The sequence below is a fragment of the Variovorax sp. YR216 genome, assembly GCF_900107745.1.
Classification (GTDB): Bacteria; Pseudomonadota; Gammaproteobacteria; order Burkholderiales; family Burkholderiaceae_C; genus Variovorax.
In genome coordinates, this window is record NZ_FNRO01000008.1 from 19,436 (window position 1) to 38,629 (window position 19,194).

Consider the following 19,194-nt stretch of genomic DNA (forward strand, 5'->3'; position numbering starts at 1 on the left):
GCTGGCCAATACTTGGTATTCCGTTTTTCGATAATGATGGATTCCGGAGAACCCCCATGTCCAAGCTCGATCTCGAATGGCTCGCCGTCTTCGACGAGGTCTACAAGACCGGCAGCGTCTCGAGGGCCGCCGACCGGCTCGGAATCGCCCAGGCGGCCGCCAGCACGATGCTCAACAAGCTGCGAGCGCACTTCGACGATCGCCTTTTCGCGCGCACCGCACAGGGAATGCAGCCCACGCCCTACGCCCAGCGACTGTGCGCCCATGTGCGCGAAGTGCTCTCGCAGCTCGAGCAGGCGCGCGGCAGCCGCATCGCCTTCGACCCGGGTGAGGCGCGGCGCAACTTCCGCATCTGCATGACCGACATCAGCGAAGTGGTGCTGCTGCCGGGCCTGCTGGACCACCTGCGGCGCGCGGCGCCCGGCGTGCACATCGAGACCGAGATTGTCTCGACCGACAGCGGCCGCCGGCTGGAAGACGGCGAGGTGGACCTCGCCGTGGGCTTCATGCCGCATCTCGACGCGGGCTTCTACCAGCAGACGCTCTTCATGCAGAACTTCGTCTGCGTGGTGGCGCAGAACCACCCACGCATCGGCGCACGGCTCACACTCAAGCGCTTCGAGGCGGAGGCGCATGCGGTGATCTCGTCATCGGGCACCGGCCACGCGATCATCGACAAGACCCTCACCCGGCTGGGCATCACGCGCAGCGTGGTGGCGCGACTGTCCAGCTTCCTGAGCGTGGCGCGGATCGTGGCGCGCACGGAACTGATCGTGATCGTGCCGCGCATCCTCGGCGAAGTGCTGGTCACGCAGGAGCCGGTGAAGCTGCTCGACCCGCCCTTCGCCCTGCCCGCCTATGCGGTCAAGCAGCACTGGCACGAGCGATTCCACGCCGACGCAGGCAATGCCTGGCTCCGGCGCACGGTGGCGCAGCTGTTCGGGCCCCAAACTGGCACGGCGCTCGCATAATCCGCAGCAATCAACTCCACGCCGAACCATGTCAGCCATCACCCTGCGCTTCCTGGCCGAACCCAGCACCGTCAACTTCGGCGGCAAGGTCCACGGCGGCACCGTCATGAAGTGGATCGACGAGGCCGGCTACGCCTGCGCCACGAGCTGGTCCAAGCGCTACTGCGTGACGGTCTTCATCGGCAGCATCCGCTTCCACCGGCCGATCATGATCGGCGACCTCGTGGAAGTCGAAGCGCGACTGGCCTACACCGGCAGCACCAGCATGAACATCTCGGTCGAGGTGCGCAGCGGCGACATGAAGGGCGGCGGCATGCACAAGACCACCGAATGCCTGATCGTCTTCGTCTCGGTCGACTCGCACGGCCGGCCGCTCGAAGTGGATGCCTACACGCCCGGCACCCCCGGCGAAATGGCCCTGGCGGAGCGTGCCCGGTCGCACCTGGAAGCCGCGCGGGCCGCTGCCGCGAGCTGAAGGCAAGTTTGCAGCAGCGGCTGCGCGAAGCCGCCGCCGGATGCCGTGCGGGCGAAATCAGCCCGCCGCCAGCACCGTCCCGCTGACCTCCCCGAGCCCGATGCGCACCGCGCCAGTGCGCTCGCAGTAGCCGCGCAGGCTCAGCGTGTCGCCGTCTTCGAGGAAGGTGCGCTTTTCGCCATTGGGCAGCGTGATCGGCTGCTTGCCGCCCACCGTCAGTTCGAGCAGCGAGCCGGACTGGTCCTGCGTCGGACCCGACAGCGTGCCGGAGCCGAACAGGTCGCCCGGCTGCAGGTTGCAACCGTTGACCGTGTGATGGGCAACCAGTTGCGCGGGCGTCCAGTAGGCGGCCTCGGCGGTATTGCCGCGCGTGAGGCGCACCGCGGGCTCGCCGGCTTCGCGCATCTTCGCGGTCTGCAGCCAGACTTCGAGCGTGATGTCGAGCGCGCCGCTTTCGCGGTTGGCGGGCGAGTCGAGGTAAGGCAGCGGCTGCGGATCGCCGGCCGGGCGCTCGAACTTCGCGCGGAAGGGGGCGAGGGCCTCCATCGTCACGATCCAGGGCGACATCGTGCTCGCAAAGTTCTTCGAGAGGAAGGGGCCGAGCGGCTGGTATTCCCACGCCTGCAGGTCGCGCGCGGACCAGTCGTTGAACAGCGTCACGCCGAACAGGTGCTGCTCGGCCTCGGCCATCGCGATCGGCTCGCCGAGACCGTTGCCGCGCCCGACGATGAAGCCCAGCTCCAGCTCGTAGTCGAGCCGCTTCGACGGGCCGAAAGTCGGTGTTTCCGCATCGGGCGCCTTGGTCTGACCCTGCGGACGCTTGAAGCGCTGACCGCTCACGGCGATGGACGACGCGCGGCCGTGGTAGCCGATCGGCACCCACTTGTAATTGGGCATCAGCGGCTGGTCGGGGCGGAACAGCTTGCCGACGGTAGTGGCGTGATGGATGCCGGTGTAGAAGTCGGTGTAGTCGCCGATGCGGCAGGGCACGGTGAGCTCGACAGCCGACTGCGCGTGCAGCGCCTTGCTCCATTCGGCCTGGCTGGTGCTGCCTTCCTGCAAGCCATCGGAAAGCGCGGCGCGCAGCGCCTGCCGCTCGGCAGCGCTCCGGGCCAGCAGCACGTTCATGTCGTCCGTGTGGACCAGCCCGGCCGCCTTCAGGTCGAGTACCTGGTCACCGATCGCGACGCCGATGCGGAAGGGCTCGTTGCTGCCGGCGGGCCGGAAGCGGCCGAACGGCAGGTTCTGGATCGGGAAGTCGCAGCCGGCCGCGTTGGCCGAGGCCACCCAGCTCTTGAGCTTGGGGTCGTGGGTTGCGTTGATAGCGTTCGTCATGGCTTGAAGTTGTCCTGGAGGCCGGCCCAGCAGTCGGCGTAATTCTGGTCGAGCACGGGACTTTGCATCGCGTACCCGCTCGGGATGAATCGATAGCGGCTCTCGAACATGAAGGCCAGCGTGTTGTCGAGCTTCTGCGGCTTGAGGTCGCTGTGGCTCGCCTTCTCGAAGGCTTCCTCGTCGGGGCCGTGCGGCACCATGCAGTTGTGCAGGCTCGCGCCGCCCGGCTTGAAGCCGCCGGGCTTGGCGTCGTATTCGCCGTAGACCAGGCCCATGAACTCGCTCATGAGGTTGCGGTGGTACCACGGCGGACGGAAGGTGTCCTCCATGACCAGCCAGCGCGGCGGGAAGATCACGAAGTCGCAGTTGGCGGTGCCGGGCGTGTCGGACGGCGACGTCAGCACCGTGAAGATCGACGGATCCGGATGGTCGTAGCTGATCGAGCCGATGGTCATGAAGTGCGCGGTGTCGTACTTCACCGGCGCGAGGTTGCCGTGCCAGGCGACCACGTTGAAGGGCGAGTGCTTCGTGGGCGCGGACCAGAAGCGGCCGCCGAACTTCTTGACGAGTTCGTAGGCGACGGTCGCGTCTTCATACGCGGCCACCGGCGCCTGGAAGTCGCGCGCGTTCGCCAGGCCGTTCGAGCCGATCGGGCCGAGTTCGGGCAGGCGGAACTGCGCGCCGTAGTTCTCGCAGACGTAGCCGCGCGAGAGCCCTTCGGGCAGGTCGACCTTGAACACCACGCCGCGCGGCACCAGCGCGATCTCGCCGGGCTTCACGTCGAGCACGCCCATTTCGGTGGTGATCTCGAGGCGGCCCTGCTGCGGCACGAAGAGCATCTCGCCGTCGGCATTGACGAAGGCGCGGCGAGCCATCGACTTGCTGGCGACGTAGACGTGCGCGGCAATCCCGGCCTGCGCGTCGGCATCGCCGTTGGCGGCGAGCGTGCGCATGCCGTCGACGAAGTCGACCTCGGCGTTGTCCAGCGGGATCGGGCCCCAGCGCATCGGCTCGGGCGGCAGCGCAATCTCGCGGTCGGCGCCGGTCTTCCAGAGCGTCTGCGTGTAGGCCTTGTAGCGGCCCGCGACCACCGACGGCTGGCGGCGGTACACCCAGGTGCGGCGGTTCTGGTGGCGCGGCGCGGTGAAGGCGGTGCCGGAGATCAGCTCGGGGTAGAGGTCGAAGGGCGCGCGCTGCGGGCTGTTGCGGCCCTGCGGCAGCGCACCGGGAACGGCCTCGGTGGCGTATTCGTTGCCGAAGCCGCTCTGGTAGCGGCGCTCGGCGGCGGATGCGTTCGTCATGGAGTCCTCTCTATTCATTCAGTATTGCATCAGGTGCAGCTTGACCCAAGCCGCTTGAACCCGGAACGGCCAAGTCCAGGGCACCCGCGGAACCGGCTTGGCCGGGCCGCTGGGTGCGCCCCCTTGAGGGGGGAGGCGGCTACACGAAGTGAGCAAGCAACGGGGGTGGGGATTCATTTCGCGGCTTCGAAGGCCTGCCGCAGTACGGCGGTCGAGCCGATGTGGTTGGCGAGCACGAGCACGAGGCGCGCGTTGTACGCGTGGCTCTCCTCGGTGCTCAGGCCCTGATGTGCCTCGATCAGCGCCTCGTAGAAATCGTCGGGCGCCTCGAGGTTCGGCGTAATGATGAGGTTCGCGGTGGTCATGTCTTCACGCCTTTGCCAATGCGCGGTCGCGCGCGGCGCGCACGTTCGCGGGAGTCGGATGGCGCCAGCGCGCGCAGACGTGCTGGTCGGGACGCAGCAGGTAGACGGTGCCCGGCCTCGCGTCGTAGCGTTGCGCCGCCAGTGCGCCTTCACCGGTGCAGTCGACGCTGACGATGTGCAGCGGCACGTCGGATTTCGCGAGCGCCTCGCGGCTGCGTTCGGCCGCTTCGCCTTGGCCGAAGACCAGCGCGGTGAAGCAGGTCGCCGCATTCGCTTGCGACGCAGGGCACAACTCGCGCAGCAGCCAGCCCGTGCTGCCGTCGGCGCGGACGATCGGCGCATCGGCGGCCGGCGCACCCGGCACCATGCGCCCGGCGAACGCATCCACGTCGGCGGTGTTGAGCGAGGAATCGCCGAGCGTCGAAGGCACCGACAGTCGGCCGCTGTTCACCAGCGTGCGCGCGAAGGCATGGCGCTTCGACAGCTCCAGCACGGCATCGCGGAAGAGGCGGCTGACTTCGCTCTTGGGGGTGATGAAGTCGGTCGCGCGGGTCGAGTTGCGGATGTTCTCGTCGGCCGCGTACTCGCGTTCGCTCGCGTAGGTGTCGAGCAGCGCATCGGGCGCTTCATTGCGGACCACGGCGGCCAGCTTCCACGCGAGGTTGTCCGCGTCCTGCACGCCGGAGTTCGCGCCGCGCGCGCCGAAGGGCGAAACGCCATGCGCCGAGTCACCCGCGAACAGAACGCGACCATGGCGGAAGCGATCCATGCGCTGGCAGGCGAAGGTGTAGACGCTGGCCCATCCGATGGTGAACTGCACGTCGTGGTGGCCGATGCTGTCGAGCAGCGCGCGCACGCGCGGGATGATCTTCTCGGGCTTGCGCTCCTCCACCGGATCGGCATCCCAGCCGAGCTGGAAGTCGACGCGCCACATGTCGTCGGCCTGCTTGTGCAGCAGCACGCTCTGCCCCGGATGGAACGGCGGGTCGAACCAGAACTTGCGCTCGGTCGGCAGGTCGGTGTCCATGTTCACATCGGCGATGAGGAACCGGTCGCGGAAGATGCGGCCCTTGGCTTCCTGCCCGAGCATCTGGCGCATGTTGGACTTGGAGCCGTCGCAGGCCGCCACGTAGTCGGCTTCGAGCTGGTAGTTGCCTTCCGGCGCCTCGATGGTGACGAGCGCGCGGCCGGCGTCCTGCTCGATGCCGATCACCTTGTTGTTCCAGCGCAGGTCGATCAAAGGCAGCTCGGCCACGCGCTCGGCCAGGTAGCCCTCGACGTAGTACTGCTGCAGGTTGATGAAAGCCGGACGTTCGTGGCCCGCCTCGGGCAGCAGGTCGAACTGATAGACCTGATCGTTCTTGAAGAAGACCTTGCCGATCTTCCACGACACGCCCTTGTCGACCATGCGGTCGGCGCAGCCGAGGCGATCGAAGACCTCGAGCGTGCGCTTGGCGAAGCAGATCGCGCGTGAGCCTGTGGAGAGGGTGTTGTCGTTGTCGAGCAGCACCACCGGGATCTGCCGCTGCGCGAGATCGATCGCGAGCGCGAGCCCCACGGGGCCGGCGCCAACCACGACGACCGGATGACGCACAGGCTGTGCGGCGTCCTGGTCGGGGTGGTGCTTGTAGTCGAAGCGCAGCGACTGGTAGTCGACCGTGGCTTGCATGGGCTCAGCCTTCCAGTGCCTTCCACATTTCGACGTCGCGCTCGGCGGTCCAGATGCGCGGGTCGGCGTACTTCGTCGCCTCGTCATAGCAGCGCGTCACGTCGAAGGGCATGCAGTGGTCGAAGATCACCCAGTGGCCGTACTTGGGCTTGAGCTTGGCGTAGGTTTCCTTGTAGACGGTGTTCAGGTCCTTGCCGGACTTCGCACTGGCGCTCACGCTGGCCCACACGTCGGCGATGAAGTCGCGCGTGCCGGCGAGGCCCTTGGCGACTTCGTCCGGGGTGGTGAGCGCCGCGCCGCGACCGGGCACCAGCGCCTTGGGCTTGAGCGCGGCGAGGTTGTCGAGCGTCTTCGGCCAGTCCTGGAAGTAGGCGTCGCCGGCGTAGGGCGTCGCGTCGAACTCGACGAGGTCGCCGGACAGCAGCGTCTTCTCGCCGGGCAGCCAGACGACGGTGTCGCCCTTGGTGTGGCCACGGCCGAGTTGCAGCAGTTGCACTTCGAGCTTGCCCAGCCAGAGGGTCATCTTGCCGGTGAAGGTCATGGTCGGCCAGGTCATGCCGGGCGGCACGGTCTCGACGCCCGCGAAGAGGCGCGGGAAGCGGCCGATTTCGCTCGCCTTGTCCTGCTCGCCGCGTTCGACGATCAGGTCATAGGTGTCCTGGCTCGCGAGGACGTGGTCGGCCCCGTAGGCGCTCGCGCCGAGCACGCGCACCGCGTGGTAGTGGGTGAGCACCACGTACTTGATCGGCTTGTCGGTGACTTCGCGGATGCGGCGGATCACGTCCTGCGCCATCGCGGGCGTGGCCTGCGTGTCGGCCACCAGCACGCAGTCGTCGCCGATCACGATGCCGGTGTTGGGGTCGCCCTCGGCGGTGTAGGCCCAGGCGTGTTCCGAAATCTGGCTGAAGGTGACCTTCTTCTCTTCCAGATCGGCCTGGCTGGCGAACTTCTTGGTCTGGCTCATCGCGGGAGTCTCCTTGAAATTTGACTAAAGCAAACTAGTTTGCAGGGAACGAATGCGCGGAGTGTATTCGGATGATCAGTTAATGTCTAATGCTTTCTCCATGAACAAATGAGGGACACGGTCATGAGTACCGACGGCGATCGCGCGCAGCGCGGCATCCAGAGCATCGAGGTGGGAGGCCAGTTGCTGCGCGCGCTGGTCCACCACGGCCGGCCGATGGCGCTGAAGGACCTCGCGCGCGAGGCCGAGATGTCCCCGGCGAAGGCGCATCCGTACATGGTCAGCTTCGGCCGCCTCGGGCTGATCGAGCAGGACCGCACCAGCGGCCACTATCTGCTCGGTCCGCTCGCGTTGCAACTGGGGCTGATCAGCCTGCAGCAGGCGAACCCGGTGCATGTCGCGACGCCGCTGATCACCGAGCTCGCGCAGCAGATCGGGCAGACGGTGGCGATCGCGGTGTGGGGCGATCGGGGCGCGACCATCGTGCGGATCGCCGAGTCGCCCGCGCCGCTGCATGTGAACATGCGGCATGGCACGGTGTTCTCGCTGACCAATACCGCGTCGGGGCGGCTCTTCGGTGCCTATCTCGATTCAGCAGTGGTCAAGCGCCTGCTCGAAGAAGAACGCCAGCGCGAACGCAAGGGCATTGCCGAACCGCCGCAGCGCGGGATGCCGCCGGTGCAGCCGCTGCCGGGCTGGAAGGACTTCGAGGCCCAGCTCCACGAAGTGCGCGCCCGCGGCCTGAGCCGCTCCGAGGGCGAGATCCTGCCCGGCGTGAGCGCGATGTCGGCACCGGCTTTCGATCACACCGGTGCGATCGTGCTCGCACTGACCGCCATCGGGCCGGCGGCGATCTTCGATACGCGATGGGACGGCGAGATCGCACTGGCGCTCAAGGCGTGCGCCGACCAGGTGTCCGAGCGGCTGGGCGCTATCGCTTCAAGGCCTTGAAGCGCTCGATGCTCTCGGGCGGCCAGAACTGCGAGCGGCTGTAGTACGCCTCGACCGCCGGCATGTCCGGCGGCAGCACCACCCACGGCTGCTTCGAGCCCGTGAAGATGTGGATGTCCGGCGGCAGCAGGTCGGGGTTGTCGAGCGTGCCGACGCGCACGAACTTCACCGCCTCGCCCGCGCCCGCGTAGTGGCTCCAGAGCGCCACGCGGCACGTGGGGCAGCGCGCAATCTTCTGGCCCTTTCCGCTCAGCGATGGCGTATCGACCATCTCGACCTCGCCCTGGAGCAGTTCGACGCGGTCGCTTTCGATCATCGCGTTGAGCGCGAACGCAGTGCCGGTTTCACGCTGGCACCAGCGGCAGTGGCAGCAGTTGACGAAGAGCGGCCGCGTCGCCATCCGGTAGCGCACCGCGCGGCAGGTGCAGCCGCCTTCGGCGGGAAAGGCGTCGGCAGAAGCAGCGGTCATCGCGATCGCCCGTCGTCGTGGCAGCGACCCTGGTATCTCATCGCGTGTCTCCTTTCATCTGCCCGACCGGTTGCGGACGGCCCTGCAGATTACTCCACGCGCCTCAGCTCATGAAGCCGACATCCTTCGGATAGTCGATGCCGTTGACGTTGCCGCCGAAGTTCTTCAGGTTCGGCAGGATCCCCGGCAGATCGGCATCAGGCACGCCGAACCACTTGGCGAGCGTCGCGCCGTACTGGTCCACCGAGGTGGTCGGGATCAGCCGGCCCTGCCCCACGTGGCCTTCGTAGCCGGCCAGTTTCGAATCGTTGTTGATGCTCACCACCTGCGGTGTGCCATAGAACTGCTTGCCCTTGACCGCGCCGCCGACCACGAAGTGATGGCTGCCCCAGCCATGGTCGGAGCCATCGCCATTGCTTGCGAGCGTGCGGCCGAAGTCGGACGCGGTGAAGGTGGTCACCTTGTCGGCGAGGCCCTGCGCTTCCATCTGCGCGTGGAAGTTGGCCACCGCGTCGCTGAGTTGCTTGAGCAGCCCGGGCTGGTTGGCGATGAGGTTGTCGTGCAGGTCGAAGCCGCCCATCGAGACGAAGAACACCTGGCGCTTCACGCCCAGCGAAATCCGGCCGCGGATCATGCGCGCCACCATCTTGAGCTGGTTCGCGAGGCCCGTGTTGTTGGCGGACTTGGTGCCGTCGGGGTTGGTCACGAGGAAGGTGTCGGTGGAGAACGTTGCGGGCTGGATCGCCGCGGTCACCGTGGTCTCGGCTTCGACCGCGCGCTTGGTCACGCGGTTGTATTCGTTCTCCAGCGCGTGCGAGCGCGCCTCCTGCAGCAGTTGCGCCATCGCGGACTTGACGGTGGCCGAGCCGTACACCGTGCTGTTCTTCACGCTGTTGATGCCGACCGCGCCGCTGGTGCTCACCTGGTATTGCAGCGCGCTGTCGCCCGAGAGGAACACCGCATTTCCCGACACCGACACGCAGGTGAAGAGCGCACCGCTGTTCTGCGACAGCGCGAGATCGCCGATGTTGCCGCCCCAGCCGACGGTCGAGCCTTCGGGCGAGGACGACTGCCAGATCGACTGCTGGTCGTTGTGCGAGAAGAGCTTGGGCGGCTGCGGATAGAGCTTCTTGTTGCTGTTGTTGTATTGCGCACGCGTGAGCGGCACCACCAGCGGCCCGACGTTGAGCTGCACCGCCATCTTGCCGGTGGTGTTGAACAGGTCGGCCAGCGCCGTCATCGCCGGATGCAGCGCGTACTGGCGGCCGTCGGCCAGCGCAGTGGTCGGCGCGAGCAGCGTGGGCAGCAGCGCATCCTTGGCGATCGCGATGCCGCCCGCGGCCTGCGGCAGGCGGATGGTGCTGTAGGCGTTGTAGCTCGCGTCGTCGTAGGTCACGACGGTGTTCGCATAGTCGTTGCCACCGAAGAGGAAGACGCAAACCAGTGCCTTGTAGTCGTCGGACGGCGCGGCCTGCGCGGCGGCCTCGCCCATCGCGGCGAGATTGAGCGCGAACGGCATCGCGGTGCCGGCCATCGCCAGGTGGCCCGCACGGCGCAGGAAGGCGCGCCGGGAGTGGGCGGCAGGATCGATCAGGTACATCGGGCGGCCCTTATTTCTGGATCAGGTAGGAGGGCGAGGCCATCACCATCAGCACCGCCGCGTAGACGCGGTTGAGCTTGACGGCGTCGGTGCTCGTCGCGCTCACCGCGGGCGTGTTGAGCGCACTGGTGATCAGCGCCACCGTCGAGGCGGGCAGCTGGTTGGCCGCGAGCAGCAGGTTCAACCGCCGCACCAGCGCGCCCGGATCCAGTACCAGCGCGAGCTCGCTCGCGTAGGCGACGTTGACGTCCTTGGTCGTCTTCTGCAGCGCGCTCTGCATGTAGTTGACGTAGCCGCCGACGCTGGTTTCGTTCACCAGCTGGAACTCGGGCGCGACCATCTTCACGCTTGCGATCGCGGTCGAAGGCGGCACGTAGCCCGGCCGGAAGAAGTTGAAGACCGAGGGCGATCGCAACGGGCTCTGACCGAGCTGGTCGTTGGGCCGCGAGAGATTGCCGATCTTCCAGTTGCCGGTGGCCGATGCCGCGCCGAAGGTGCGTGCCCATTGCACGAAGCGCAGCATCGGCTCGCGCAGGCGCCCGAAATTCGCGTCGGCGAGGCCCGCGGGACTGCGCGCCTCGTTGTCGAGCACCACGGCCGCGAACACGCTCTTCATGTCGCCCCGCACGCCCGCGCCATTGTTGGCGAAGACATCGGACACCCGCTTCACGTAGTCCGGGCTCGGGTTGCTGGTCACCAGCCGCTGGATGAGCTGCTTGCAGATGAAGGGCCCGACGTTCGGGTGATTGAAAAGCGTGTCGAGCGCGATCTTGAGCGCGGCCTTGCCATCCGTGCCCGCCGGCACCGTGGCGCCGAGGAACTTCGCTTCGAGTGTCGAATGCCGCGACGCAGTCAGCGCCATCGGCCGCGTCGTCCAGCCGTTGCCCTCGATGGTGTAGGTGGCGCCCGGCGGCGTGAAGGCGCCTGCCGTGCCGCTCTTCTCGTCGGTGCGGATGTCGAGGTCGTAGCCGGTGAAGACGCGCGCGAGGTTGGTGACGTCGTCCAGCGTGTAGGTGTCGAGCGGCGCGCCGTCCGCGCCGGTCCTGAGCGTGCCGTCGGGATTGAGCTGGTAGAGCCCGATGGTCATCAGCTGCATGACCTCGCGCGCGTAGTTCTCGTCGGGCTGCCGGCCCTGGGCGTTCTCCTTCTGGTTGCCCTTGGTGTTGAGGTAGTAGCCCATCGCGGGGTTGAGGGTCACGTCCTCCAGCAGTTGCCGGAAGTTGCCCGTCACGCCGCGGACCAGCGTGTCCCAGTACTGGGCCATCATGTGGTCGGGCCAGCTGGAGCCGATGTCGGTGGCCGAGACCACGAAGATCTCGGAGAGCGCCAAAGCCGCGCGCTTTCGGAAGCCGTCCGGCGCGGTCATGAGCTGGTTCCAGATCATGTCGTCGACGTTGACGGTGTTGTAGGGCTTGCTCGCGATCCAGTCCCAGCCGGTCTGTGTCGCATCGCGGTCGACCTGCTCGCCGAGCCACGGCAGGTAGCCCTTGCTGCGCACCGCCGCGATCTCGGCCTCGGACGCCGAGAACTGCGCCTGCAGCAGAAAGCGCGCGGCCTCGTCGTCGCTCTTGGCCTGCGTGTAGACGTAGGTCTGCCCGGTGGATGTCGATGCCAGCGAGGAGAGCGAACCGGCCTGCGTGCCGGAGCCGCTCGCGGCTGTCAATGCGAAGCCGCCACCGCCCCCACCGCCACCGCCACAGGCGGCGAGCGCAGCGGCGGCCGCCAGGGCGGTCGCCACGGGCAACGGGTTGTACTGGAGAGGCGTGTGGCCCGCCGCGGATGCTCCATCCACGCGCACCGACGCCTCGGTCGCCTCGGCGCGACCGGTTGCGATGTCTTCCACCATGGGATTCCTCACTCCTCGGCGCTCCGGCGCCGGGCTCTGCGAGGCAAGTGCCGTGCCGGCGGCCGCGCGCGTGCGGCCGCCGCCTGGGTGAGGCGTTAAGGTCTACAAGCGTTAAGAAATGTGACTTTTTTCGTCACAACGACGCAACGGGCACCTTGCGGAATGACGCGGAATGTCGTTTCAGGCCTTGGCGGCTTCAAGCGCGTCGCGGGTGCGCGTGGCCTCGCGGCGCGCGGCTTCGGCGAAGTCGTCGCCCGCAGAGGCGTAGCAGATCGCGCGCGACGAATTGACCACGATCGGCGCGTCTGCACGCCACCCGGCGCGGACGGTCGCGACCGCATCGCCGCCCTGCGCGCCGACGCCCGGAATCAGCAGCGGCACGGTCGGGGCGAGCGCGCGGACGCGCTCGATCTCGTTGGGATAGGTCGCGCCGACCACGAGCCCGAGCTGGCCGTTGAGGTTCCACGGGCCCTGTGCCAGCTTCGCGACGTGCTCGTACAGGAAAGGCTCCCCCGGTACGCCAGCCAGGCGCTGGCCCTGCAGATCGGAGCCGCCAGGATTGCTGGTGCGGCACAGCAGGAAGGCGCCCTTTCCTTCAAAGCGCAGGTAGGGCTCGACCGAATCGAAACCCATGAAGGGCGACAGCGTGACTGCATCGGCGCCGTAACGCTCGAAGGCTTCGCGCGCGTACTGCTCGGCGGTGGACCCGATGTCGCCGCGCTTGGCGTCGAGAATGGTCGGCACCTGCGGCGCGTTTCGGCGCATGTGCTCCATGAGCTTTTCGAGCTGGTCTTCGGCGCGATGGGCGGCGAAGTAGGCGATCTGCGGCTTGAACGCGATGGCCAGGTCGGCGGTCGCATCGACGATGCGGGCGCAGAAGTCGTAGATCTTGCTGGCGTCACCCTTGAGATGGGCGGGGAATTTCGTCGGCTCGGGGTCGAGCCCGACGCACAGCAGCGAGCCGTTCTGGCGCTCGGCGGCGCGCAGCTTGTCCAGGAAGGTCATGGGCAGGATTTTAGTGAGCGCCCCGGGAGAGCTCTTCTGCGGCAAGGCAGAGGTCGGCCCAGGCGCGAGCCTTGTCCGCCGGATTGCGCAGCAGGTAGGCCGGGTGATAGGAGGCAACGACGGGCGCATCGAACCCCGGCAGCATCGCAGCGGGCAGTGCGCGTCCGCGCAGCTTGCCGAGCGGATCGCCACTCTGGAGCAGGCTCTGCGCGGCCAACGGCCCCAACGCGAGCACGAGGCGTGGCGCGAGCGCATCGGCGCTTTCGGCGAAGACTTCGCCGAGCGGCCGTGGGCTGCCCTGCTGGCCCGAAGCGACGCCCCGATGCGTGCGCAACAGATGCACCGGCGTCGCGCCGGCGTGAAGCTCAAGCGCGCGCAGCATGTTGTCGAGCAGCCGGCCAGCGTCGCTCGCGAAGGGTTCGCCATGGCGCCCGTCGAGTTCCGGCGGCATGTCGGCGATGACGAGCCAACCGCCTTTGGCCATGGCCTCGCCACCGTAGAGATGCTGCGGCGCGTCGGCGAGCACGGTGGCGCCGTGCGTCGGCGCAATCGGTGCGCGCGCGGGCGCCGTCGGCGCAGGGGACACGGCCGGGCGTGCAGCCCGGACGGGCGCGGGATCGCGTTCGGCCGGCGCTTCGATCGGTTCCTCCACCGGCACGGCGGCAGGCGCCTCGGCCGCGACGGCCGGCACATCGCCCGCCCCTTCCTTGGGCCACCAGAAAAGCTTGATGCCCATTTCTTCGAGCATCGCGCGCTGCCGGGGCGTCATGCCAACCCTCCCCATGCGCTGTTGGATTCGTTGAGTCGCAGGCTCATGACGACCGCGTCCTCGCGCGCGTTGACATGCGCCGGGTAGTAGCCCTTGCGGATGCCGACGCGCCGAAAGCCGTTGCGCTCGTAGATGGCAAGCGCGCGATGGTTGCTCGCGCGCACTTCCAGCCACAGCCACTGTGCGTTCTGCGCCCGCGACCAGCCCTCCAGCGCTTCGAGCATCAGCGGCGCCCATCCCTGGCGCTGAAAAGCAGGCGCGACGGTGATGTTGAGCAGATGCACTTCGTCCACGCCCTTCATGGCGACGAAGTAGCCGATGATGGTCTCGGGGGCCGGTCGCGAGAGCGCGCGGCTCAGCAATGCGCGCGCACCGCGCGGCTGGGCCGATGCGTCGCCCTCTGCCGCCGGGCCGACCAGGCACTGGCAGTGATAGCCAGCCGCCAGCGAGTCGATGAAGTTGGCCGGCGTCCACGGGTGCGTATAGGCCATCTGCTCGATCGCGCAGACGGCGGGGATGCGCTCGACCGTCATCGGTTCGAGCCGGGCTTCACGCGACTGAAGAAGAACTGCACTCATGGCTGGTTGGCGGCGGCCGCCTTGATGGCGGCGCGCTCCTCGGTGGTCTGCGCCACTTTATCGCGAACGTAGAGAGGCCATGCGTCGGCCGGCGCGACGGTGCGGCCCGCCGCGAGCAGGGCCGGCGCAAGACGGAGCATCGCGGCAGCCGTTGGCAGCACCGCGTGCCGCTCCGCCGCGCGCGGCAGGCGGTCGCCGTAGGCAGCGAAGGCATTGCCGGCGAGCGCCCAGCCGGGGGGCACGACCACGTTCTCGGGCTCGAGCAGGTCCGGCTCGCTGGTCGCGACTTCGACGCCGAGGTCGTAGCAGGCCGTGTAGACCTGGTCCATCCGCGCATCGAGCACCGCGACCACCTGCTGCGCGCCGAAGCGATGGCGGGCTTCTTCCGCGACCGCATGCAGCGTGTCGATCGGCAGCAGCCGCAACCCGGCGCCGTAGCCCAGTCCCTGGGCCACCGAACAGGCGGTGCGCAGGCCGGTGAAGGATCCCGGCCCGCGCCCGAAGGCGATCGCATCGAGCTCGCGCAGCACGAGGCCGGCCTCGCCGAGCAGTTTCTGGATCAGCGGGATCAGCGTCGACGACGACTGCGCGCCACCGTCGCCGGTGTGCTCGAGCAGCAGGTCGCCATGGCGCACCGCGATCGAGAGTGTCTCGGTGCTGGTGTCGAAGGCCAGCAGCTTGTCAGGCATCGGCGCCGCCTCCTGCCGTGCGTGCCCGCACGGGTGCCTGTGGCAGCGCACCCGCCCGGACGCGCTGCACGCCGAACACGATGCCGGCCGTCACCAGCATCAGCCCCGCGATGAGATTCCATTGCAGCGGCTCGCCCAGGAACACGACCGCGCCGAGCGCGGACAGCCCCGGCACCAGCGCCGTGATCATGGTGGTGCGCACCGGCCCGAAGTACTGGACCATCCGCGTGAAGGTGATGCCCGAGATCACCACCGACCCGATGCCCTGGAAGACCATCTGGAACGCGATCTCGCCCACCGGCGCGGTGGCGAGGTGGCTCGTGATCACGCCCGTTGCCGCGAGCAGCGTGTAGACCGGCACGTAGGTCACGAAGGCGAAAACGGTGATCGCGATGGTCGCGCGCACTGCGTCGAGGCTGTGCTTGCGCACCACCACGCTGTACGACGCCCAGCAGAACGCGGCGCTCATGAAGAGCAGGTCGCCTTTCCAGATGACCCCGCCCTCGAGCGCATGGAGCAGGCTCCCGCCGCCGACGAAGAAATCGCCCAGCACGATCAGCAGCAGGCCGAGTGCGCGGCCCGGGGTGATGCGGTCGTGCAGCACGATGGCCGCGAGCAGCGCGGTCCACAGCGGCAGGCTGCCGGGCAGGAGCACCGAGGCGTGGGTCGCCGGGGCGAAGAAGAAGCCGCTGTAGGCCAGCAGCGCGTAGGCGAGCCCGCCGAAGATGCCGGCGGTCGCGGTGATACGAAGCGAAACCGGCGACAGGCCGAACATCGAGCAGCGCGCCGGATCGCGGTCGCGCGCGACGATCCAGGCACCCCAGGGGATCAGCACCAGGCTGGCGCCGCAGATGCGTGCAAAGGCGATGTCGAACGGCGTCAGCGACCGGCCTGCGGAGGCGCGCGCGATCACGATGAAGGCGGTCCAGACCAGGACTGTGACGATGGCCGCGCCCAAACCGATGGTGCGAGGGGAAAAACGGGGGGGCATCGAAAGATTATCGGGTCACCCCCAGGCTCGCGCACTTCGTGTCGCTCTCCACCCCCCTTCCAGGGGGCAACCCCGGCGCCCCGGCAAAGCCGGTTCCGCGGGGTTCCTGGTACAGGGGTCGGGATAATCTGCCGATGTCTTTTGCCTCCCGACTTCTCGCCCGCAGCTTCGGGCTGCTTCTTGCATTTGCCGCCCTCACGCCAGGGCTCGCCGGCGCGCAGCCCCTTCCGCCGGAAGTCGACGCCGCACTGGCCCGCGCCAAGGTGCCGCGCGATTCGGTGACGATGCTGGTGGCCGACGCGGACGGCGTCCGTCCGCCTCGGCTTGCATGGCGTTCGCAGACGCAGGTCAACCCGGCGTCGATCATGAAGCTGGTCACCACTTATGCGGCGCTCGACCTGCTCGGGCCGGCATTCGTCTGGACCACGCCGGTCTACGTGGACGGCCCGGTGCGCAACGGCGTGCTCGAAGGCAATCTCTACATCCGCGGCCAGGGCGACCCCAAGCTGGTGATCGAAAGGCTGTGGCTGCTGTTGCGGCGGGTGCAGGGAATGGGCATCCAGAGCATCGACGGCGACATCGTGCTCGACCGCAGCGCGTTCGAGGTGCCCGACATCGATCCCTTCGCCTTCGACGGCGAAGGCCTGCGCCCCTACAACGCCGCACCGGATGCGCTGCTTGTCAACTTCAAATCGGTGGTGATGACCTTCGTGCCAAACCGCGCGACGCAGGCCGCGCAAGTGACGTACGAGCCCCCGCTCGCGGGCGTGGCGATGCAGGCCACGGTGCCGCTGTCGGCCGGCGAATGCAACGACTGGCGCACGAGCCTGGGCGGCGATTTCAACGACCCGGCGCGCATCGGCTTCACCGGCAGCTTCCCGGCGGCCTGCGGCGAGAAGGAATGGCCCGTGGCCTATTCGAATCCGCGCAGCTATGCCGCGCGCGCGATCGGCGGCCTGTGGATCGAGATGGGCGGACGCATCAAGGGGGTCGTGCGCGAAGGCCGGGTGCCGGCGGAACTGCGGCCGGCGTTCGAGCTGAGCTCGCCGCCGCTCGCCGAGGTCATCCGCGACATCAACAAGTACAGCAACAACGTGATGGCGCAGCAGCTCTTCCTGACGCTGGGCCTCCAGCAGAAGCGGCGCGGCAGCTTCGAGACCGCGCGCGCCACGGTGCGCCAGTGGTGGAACGACCGCATCGGCACCGGCGAGGGCCAGCCGGTGCTCGACAACGGCTCGGGCCGCTCGCGCGACGAGCGCATCACCTCGGCCGAGCTCGCGAAGATGCTGCAGATCGCATGGCGCTCGCCGTTGATGCCCGAGTTCGTCTCCTCGCTGCCCGCTTCGGGCGTGGACGGCACGCTGCGCAAGCGCGCGCTGCGCGGAGGCGGCGCGGCACATCTCAAGACCGGCACGCTGCGCGATGCCGCGGGCGTGGCCGGCTATGTGCATGCGGCGAGCGGGCGGCGCTACGTGGTGATCGCCATCGCCAACCATGCCAATGCGGTCGCCGCGCGTCCTGCCTTCGACGCGCTGGTCGATTGGGCCGCGCAGGACTGACCCGCCGCTGACCCCGCATGTGCAGGCAAGCCCTGCTTGCGCGCGTGACGGTGCCTGCCCAGAATGCCTCACCCTCGATTCCCCACAACGAAGGAGACACGCGAATGAAGAGACTCACCGCCGCCGCGTTCGCAGGCACCGTGCTGATGCTTTCCGGATGCGGAGGTGGTGGAGGGGGCGGCGGGTTCTTCTTCCTGCCCAGCACCGCCGACACAGGACGTGGTTCGGTGGTGACGTCGCCGCCCTCGCAGACCGCATCGCTCTCGATTGCCCAACTCATCACCGTGCTCAACTCGACCGCGCAGGGCAAGTCGCTGATGCAGGTCGCCGGCACGCCCAAGTGCGGCTTCGACCTGCGCTACCTCGAATACCGGACCGTCGGCGGGCAAGGCGAGGCCACCAACGCGACGGCCGCGATCATGGTGCCGAACGGGGACGGTTCGGATTGCAGCGGGCCCCGTCCTGTCGTGCTCTACGCGCACGGCACCTCGCCCGCCCGCAACTACAACCTCGCGCAAATGACGGACTCGACCCAGCCGGCGGCCGGCGAGGGCCTGTTGGTCGCGGCCACCTTCGCCGCGCAGGGCTACATCGTGGTCGCGCCCAACTATGCGGGCTACGACAAGTCCACGCTGCCCTACCACCCCTACCTCAACGGCGACCAGCAGGGCAAGGACATGGTCGATGCGCTGACCGCGGCGCGCAAGACATTCGCGAGCATTTCCGCGTCCGACTCCGGGAAGCTGCTGATCACCGGCTACTCGCAGGGCGGCTACGTCGCGATGGCCGCGCACCGCGAGATGCAGGCCACGGGCAAGGCAGTGACCGCCTCGGCGCCGCTCTCCGCCCCGTCGGCGATCAGCCTCCTGGCGGACTACAGCTTCAGCGGCTGGCCCGCATTCGGGTCGACGCTGTTCACACCACTGCTCTCGACGAGCTGGCAGAAGCAGTTCGGCAATGTCTACACGGCCACCGGCGACATCTACGAGGCGCAATACGCCAACGGGATCGACACGCTGCTGCCGAGCAACACGCCGATCAACACCCTGTACGCGCAAGGCAAGCTGCCGCCGCTGGCGCTCTACCCGGCGAATGCGGTTCCGGGGCCGGTCGATCCTTCGCTGTCGATCTTCTACGGCCCCAACAACCTGATCCGGCAAAGCTACCTGACGCAGGCCGCCAGCGACTTGCTGGCCAACCCCTGCCCGGGCAATGCGCTGCCGGCGAGCGCGGGTTCGCTCGGCACCAGCGCGCCGCTCAACTGCCAGCCGCTGCTCGGCTTCCGCAAGGCGGCGGTGGCGAACGATCTGCGCAACTGGCTGCCGACCCGGCCGATGATGATGTGCGGCGGCGCCAACGACCCGACGGTGAACTTCCTGAGCACGCGCGCGACGGCCGGGTACTTCACCGCACGCGGCATGTCCTCCACGGCGCTGACGGTCGTCGATCTCGAGGATTCGAGCCGCACGGATGCCTTCTCGTCGGCGCGCGCAGGCTTCGCCACCGCGAAGGCGAATCTCGTGGCCTCGACGCCCGGTACGCCGGCAGACCAGGCCTCGGCGGTATTCCAGGCCTACCACAGCACACTGGTGCCGCCGTTCTGCCTGGCATCGGCCCGCGGCTTCTTCCAATCGGTGCTGGCGTCGAGCCTCTGAAC

At 68.2% G+C, this 19,194-nt stretch carries 18 protein-coding genes; 5 read left to right on the forward strand and 13 right to left on the reverse strand.

All coding sequences use genetic code 11. From position 1 onward, the window contains the following. Nucleotides 1–56: 56 nt before the first annotated feature. Together BLW05_RS20260 and BLW05_RS20265 are read left to right on the forward strand one after the other, a co-directional pair. Nucleotides 57–971 carry a LysR family transcriptional regulator gene (locus tag BLW05_RS20260; protein ID WP_093165364.1) on the forward strand — a complete coding sequence of 305 codons (915 nt, stop codon included), beginning with the start codon at nt 57–59 and terminating at the stop codon, nt 969–971. Nucleotides 972–999: 28 nt separating this feature from the next. Next, the gene (locus BLW05_RS20265) at nt 1,000–1,446 is read left to right on the forward strand and encodes an acyl-CoA thioesterase (protein ID WP_093165365.1); all 447 of its coding nucleotides are present in this window, start codon (nt 1,000–1,002) and stop codon (nt 1,444–1,446) included. 57 nt (nt 1,447–1,503) lie between these two features. On the opposite strand, the gene fahA is transcribed toward BLW05_RS20265, so the two are convergent. From fahA to BLW05_RS20290, 5 genes are all read right to left on the reverse strand, one after another. Further along, nucleotides 1,504–2,781: a fumarylacetoacetase gene (gene fahA / locus BLW05_RS20270; protein WP_093165366.1), complete on the reverse strand. Its 1,278-nt coding sequence runs from the start codon at nt 2,779–2,781 to the stop codon at nt 1,504–1,506. After that, nucleotides 2,778–4,082: a homogentisate 1,2-dioxygenase gene (gene hmgA / locus BLW05_RS20275; protein ID WP_093165367.1), complete on the reverse strand. Its 1,305-nt coding sequence runs from the start codon at nt 4,080–4,082 to the stop codon at nt 2,778–2,780. Before hmgA ends, fahA begins: the two co-directional genes overlap by 4 nt. A 173-nt stretch (nt 4,083–4,255) precedes the next feature. Further along, nucleotides 4,256–4,447, reverse strand: coding sequence for a DUF2783 domain-containing protein (locus BLW05_RS20280; RefSeq protein WP_093165368.1), 192 nt, complete (start codon nt 4,445–4,447; stop codon nt 4,256–4,258). 4 nt (nt 4,448–4,451) lie between these two features. Beyond that, the gene (locus BLW05_RS20285; protein WP_093165369.1) at nt 4,452–6,116 is read right to left on the reverse strand and encodes an FAD-dependent oxidoreductase; all 1,665 of its coding nucleotides are present in this window, start codon (nt 6,114–6,116) and stop codon (nt 4,452–4,454) included. A gap of 4 nt (nt 6,117–6,120) precedes the next feature. After that, complete coding sequence (locus BLW05_RS20290) at nt 6,121–7,080, reverse strand: MBL fold metallo-hydrolase (RefSeq protein WP_093165370.1); 960 nt, start codon at nt 7,078–7,080, stop codon at nt 6,121–6,123. A gap of 123 nt (nt 7,081–7,203) precedes the next feature. Between BLW05_RS20290 and BLW05_RS20295 the strand changes: the two genes are divergently transcribed. After that, nucleotides 7,204–8,031, forward strand: a complete 828-nt coding sequence (locus BLW05_RS20295) for an IclR family transcriptional regulator (RefSeq protein WP_256330408.1) — start codon at nt 7,204–7,206, stop codon at nt 8,029–8,031. On the opposite strand, the gene BLW05_RS20300 is transcribed toward BLW05_RS20295, so the two are convergent. The 8 genes from BLW05_RS20300 to BLW05_RS20335 form a co-directional block, all read right to left on the reverse strand. Then, nucleotides 8,012–8,500 carry a GFA family protein gene (locus BLW05_RS20300; RefSeq protein WP_093165372.1) on the reverse strand — a complete coding sequence of 163 codons (489 nt, stop codon included), beginning with the start codon at nt 8,498–8,500 and terminating at the stop codon, nt 8,012–8,014. The genes BLW05_RS20295 and BLW05_RS20300 overlap by 20 nt on opposite strands. A 103-nt stretch (nt 8,501–8,603) precedes the next feature. Continuing rightward, entirely contained in the window at nt 8,604–10,100 is a 1,497-nt protein-coding gene (locus BLW05_RS20305; protein ID WP_093165373.1) for a DUF1501 domain-containing protein, read from the reverse strand. Nucleotides 10,101–10,110: 10 nt separating this feature from the next. After that, the gene (locus BLW05_RS20310) at nt 10,111–11,946 is read right to left on the reverse strand and encodes a DUF1800 domain-containing protein (protein WP_093165374.1); all 1,836 of its coding nucleotides are present in this window, start codon (nt 11,944–11,946) and stop codon (nt 10,111–10,113) included. Nucleotides 11,947–12,126: 180 nt separating this feature from the next. After that, the gene (gene pyrF / locus BLW05_RS20315) at nt 12,127–12,951 is read right to left on the reverse strand and encodes an orotidine-5'-phosphate decarboxylase (protein WP_093165375.1); all 825 of its coding nucleotides are present in this window, start codon (nt 12,949–12,951) and stop codon (nt 12,127–12,129) included. Between the two features lie 10 nt (nt 12,952–12,961). Next, a complete protein-coding gene (locus tag BLW05_RS20320) occupies nt 12,962–13,720 on the reverse strand; it encodes a uracil-DNA glycosylase family protein (RefSeq protein ID WP_256330410.1) in 759 nt (252 codons plus the stop codon). Then, a complete protein-coding gene (locus BLW05_RS20325) occupies nt 13,717–14,298 on the reverse strand; it encodes a GNAT family N-acetyltransferase (protein ID WP_093165377.1) in 582 nt (193 codons plus the stop codon). Before BLW05_RS20325 ends, BLW05_RS20320 begins: the two co-directional genes overlap by 4 nt. After that, nucleotides 14,295–14,987 carry a tRNA (adenosine(37)-N6)-threonylcarbamoyltransferase complex dimerization subunit type 1 TsaB gene (gene tsaB / locus BLW05_RS20330; protein ID WP_093165378.1) on the reverse strand — a complete coding sequence of 231 codons (693 nt, stop codon included), beginning with the start codon at nt 14,985–14,987 and terminating at the stop codon, nt 14,295–14,297. Before tsaB ends, BLW05_RS20325 begins: the two co-directional genes overlap by 4 nt. Next, nucleotides 14,980–15,978, reverse strand: a complete 999-nt coding sequence (locus BLW05_RS20335) for a DMT family transporter (protein ID WP_093165379.1) — start codon at nt 15,976–15,978, stop codon at nt 14,980–14,982. Before BLW05_RS20335 ends, tsaB begins: the two co-directional genes overlap by 8 nt. 134 nt (nt 15,979–16,112) lie before the next feature. Here BLW05_RS20335 and dacB point away from each other — a divergent pair, with 134 nt between their 5' ends. Together dacB and BLW05_RS20345 are read left to right on the forward strand one after the other, a co-directional pair. Beyond that, on the forward strand, nt 16,113–17,537 hold the full coding sequence (gene dacB / locus BLW05_RS20340) for a D-alanyl-D-alanine carboxypeptidase/D-alanyl-D-alanine endopeptidase (protein WP_093165380.1): 1,425 nt from the start codon (nt 16,113–16,115) through the stop codon (nt 17,535–17,537). A 104-nt stretch (nt 17,538–17,641) separates the two neighbouring features. Then, complete coding sequence (locus BLW05_RS20345; protein WP_177142745.1) at nt 17,642–19,192, forward strand: alpha/beta hydrolase family protein; 1,551 nt, start codon at nt 17,642–17,644, stop codon at nt 19,190–19,192. The last annotated feature ends 2 nt before the right edge of the window (nt 19,193–19,194 follow it).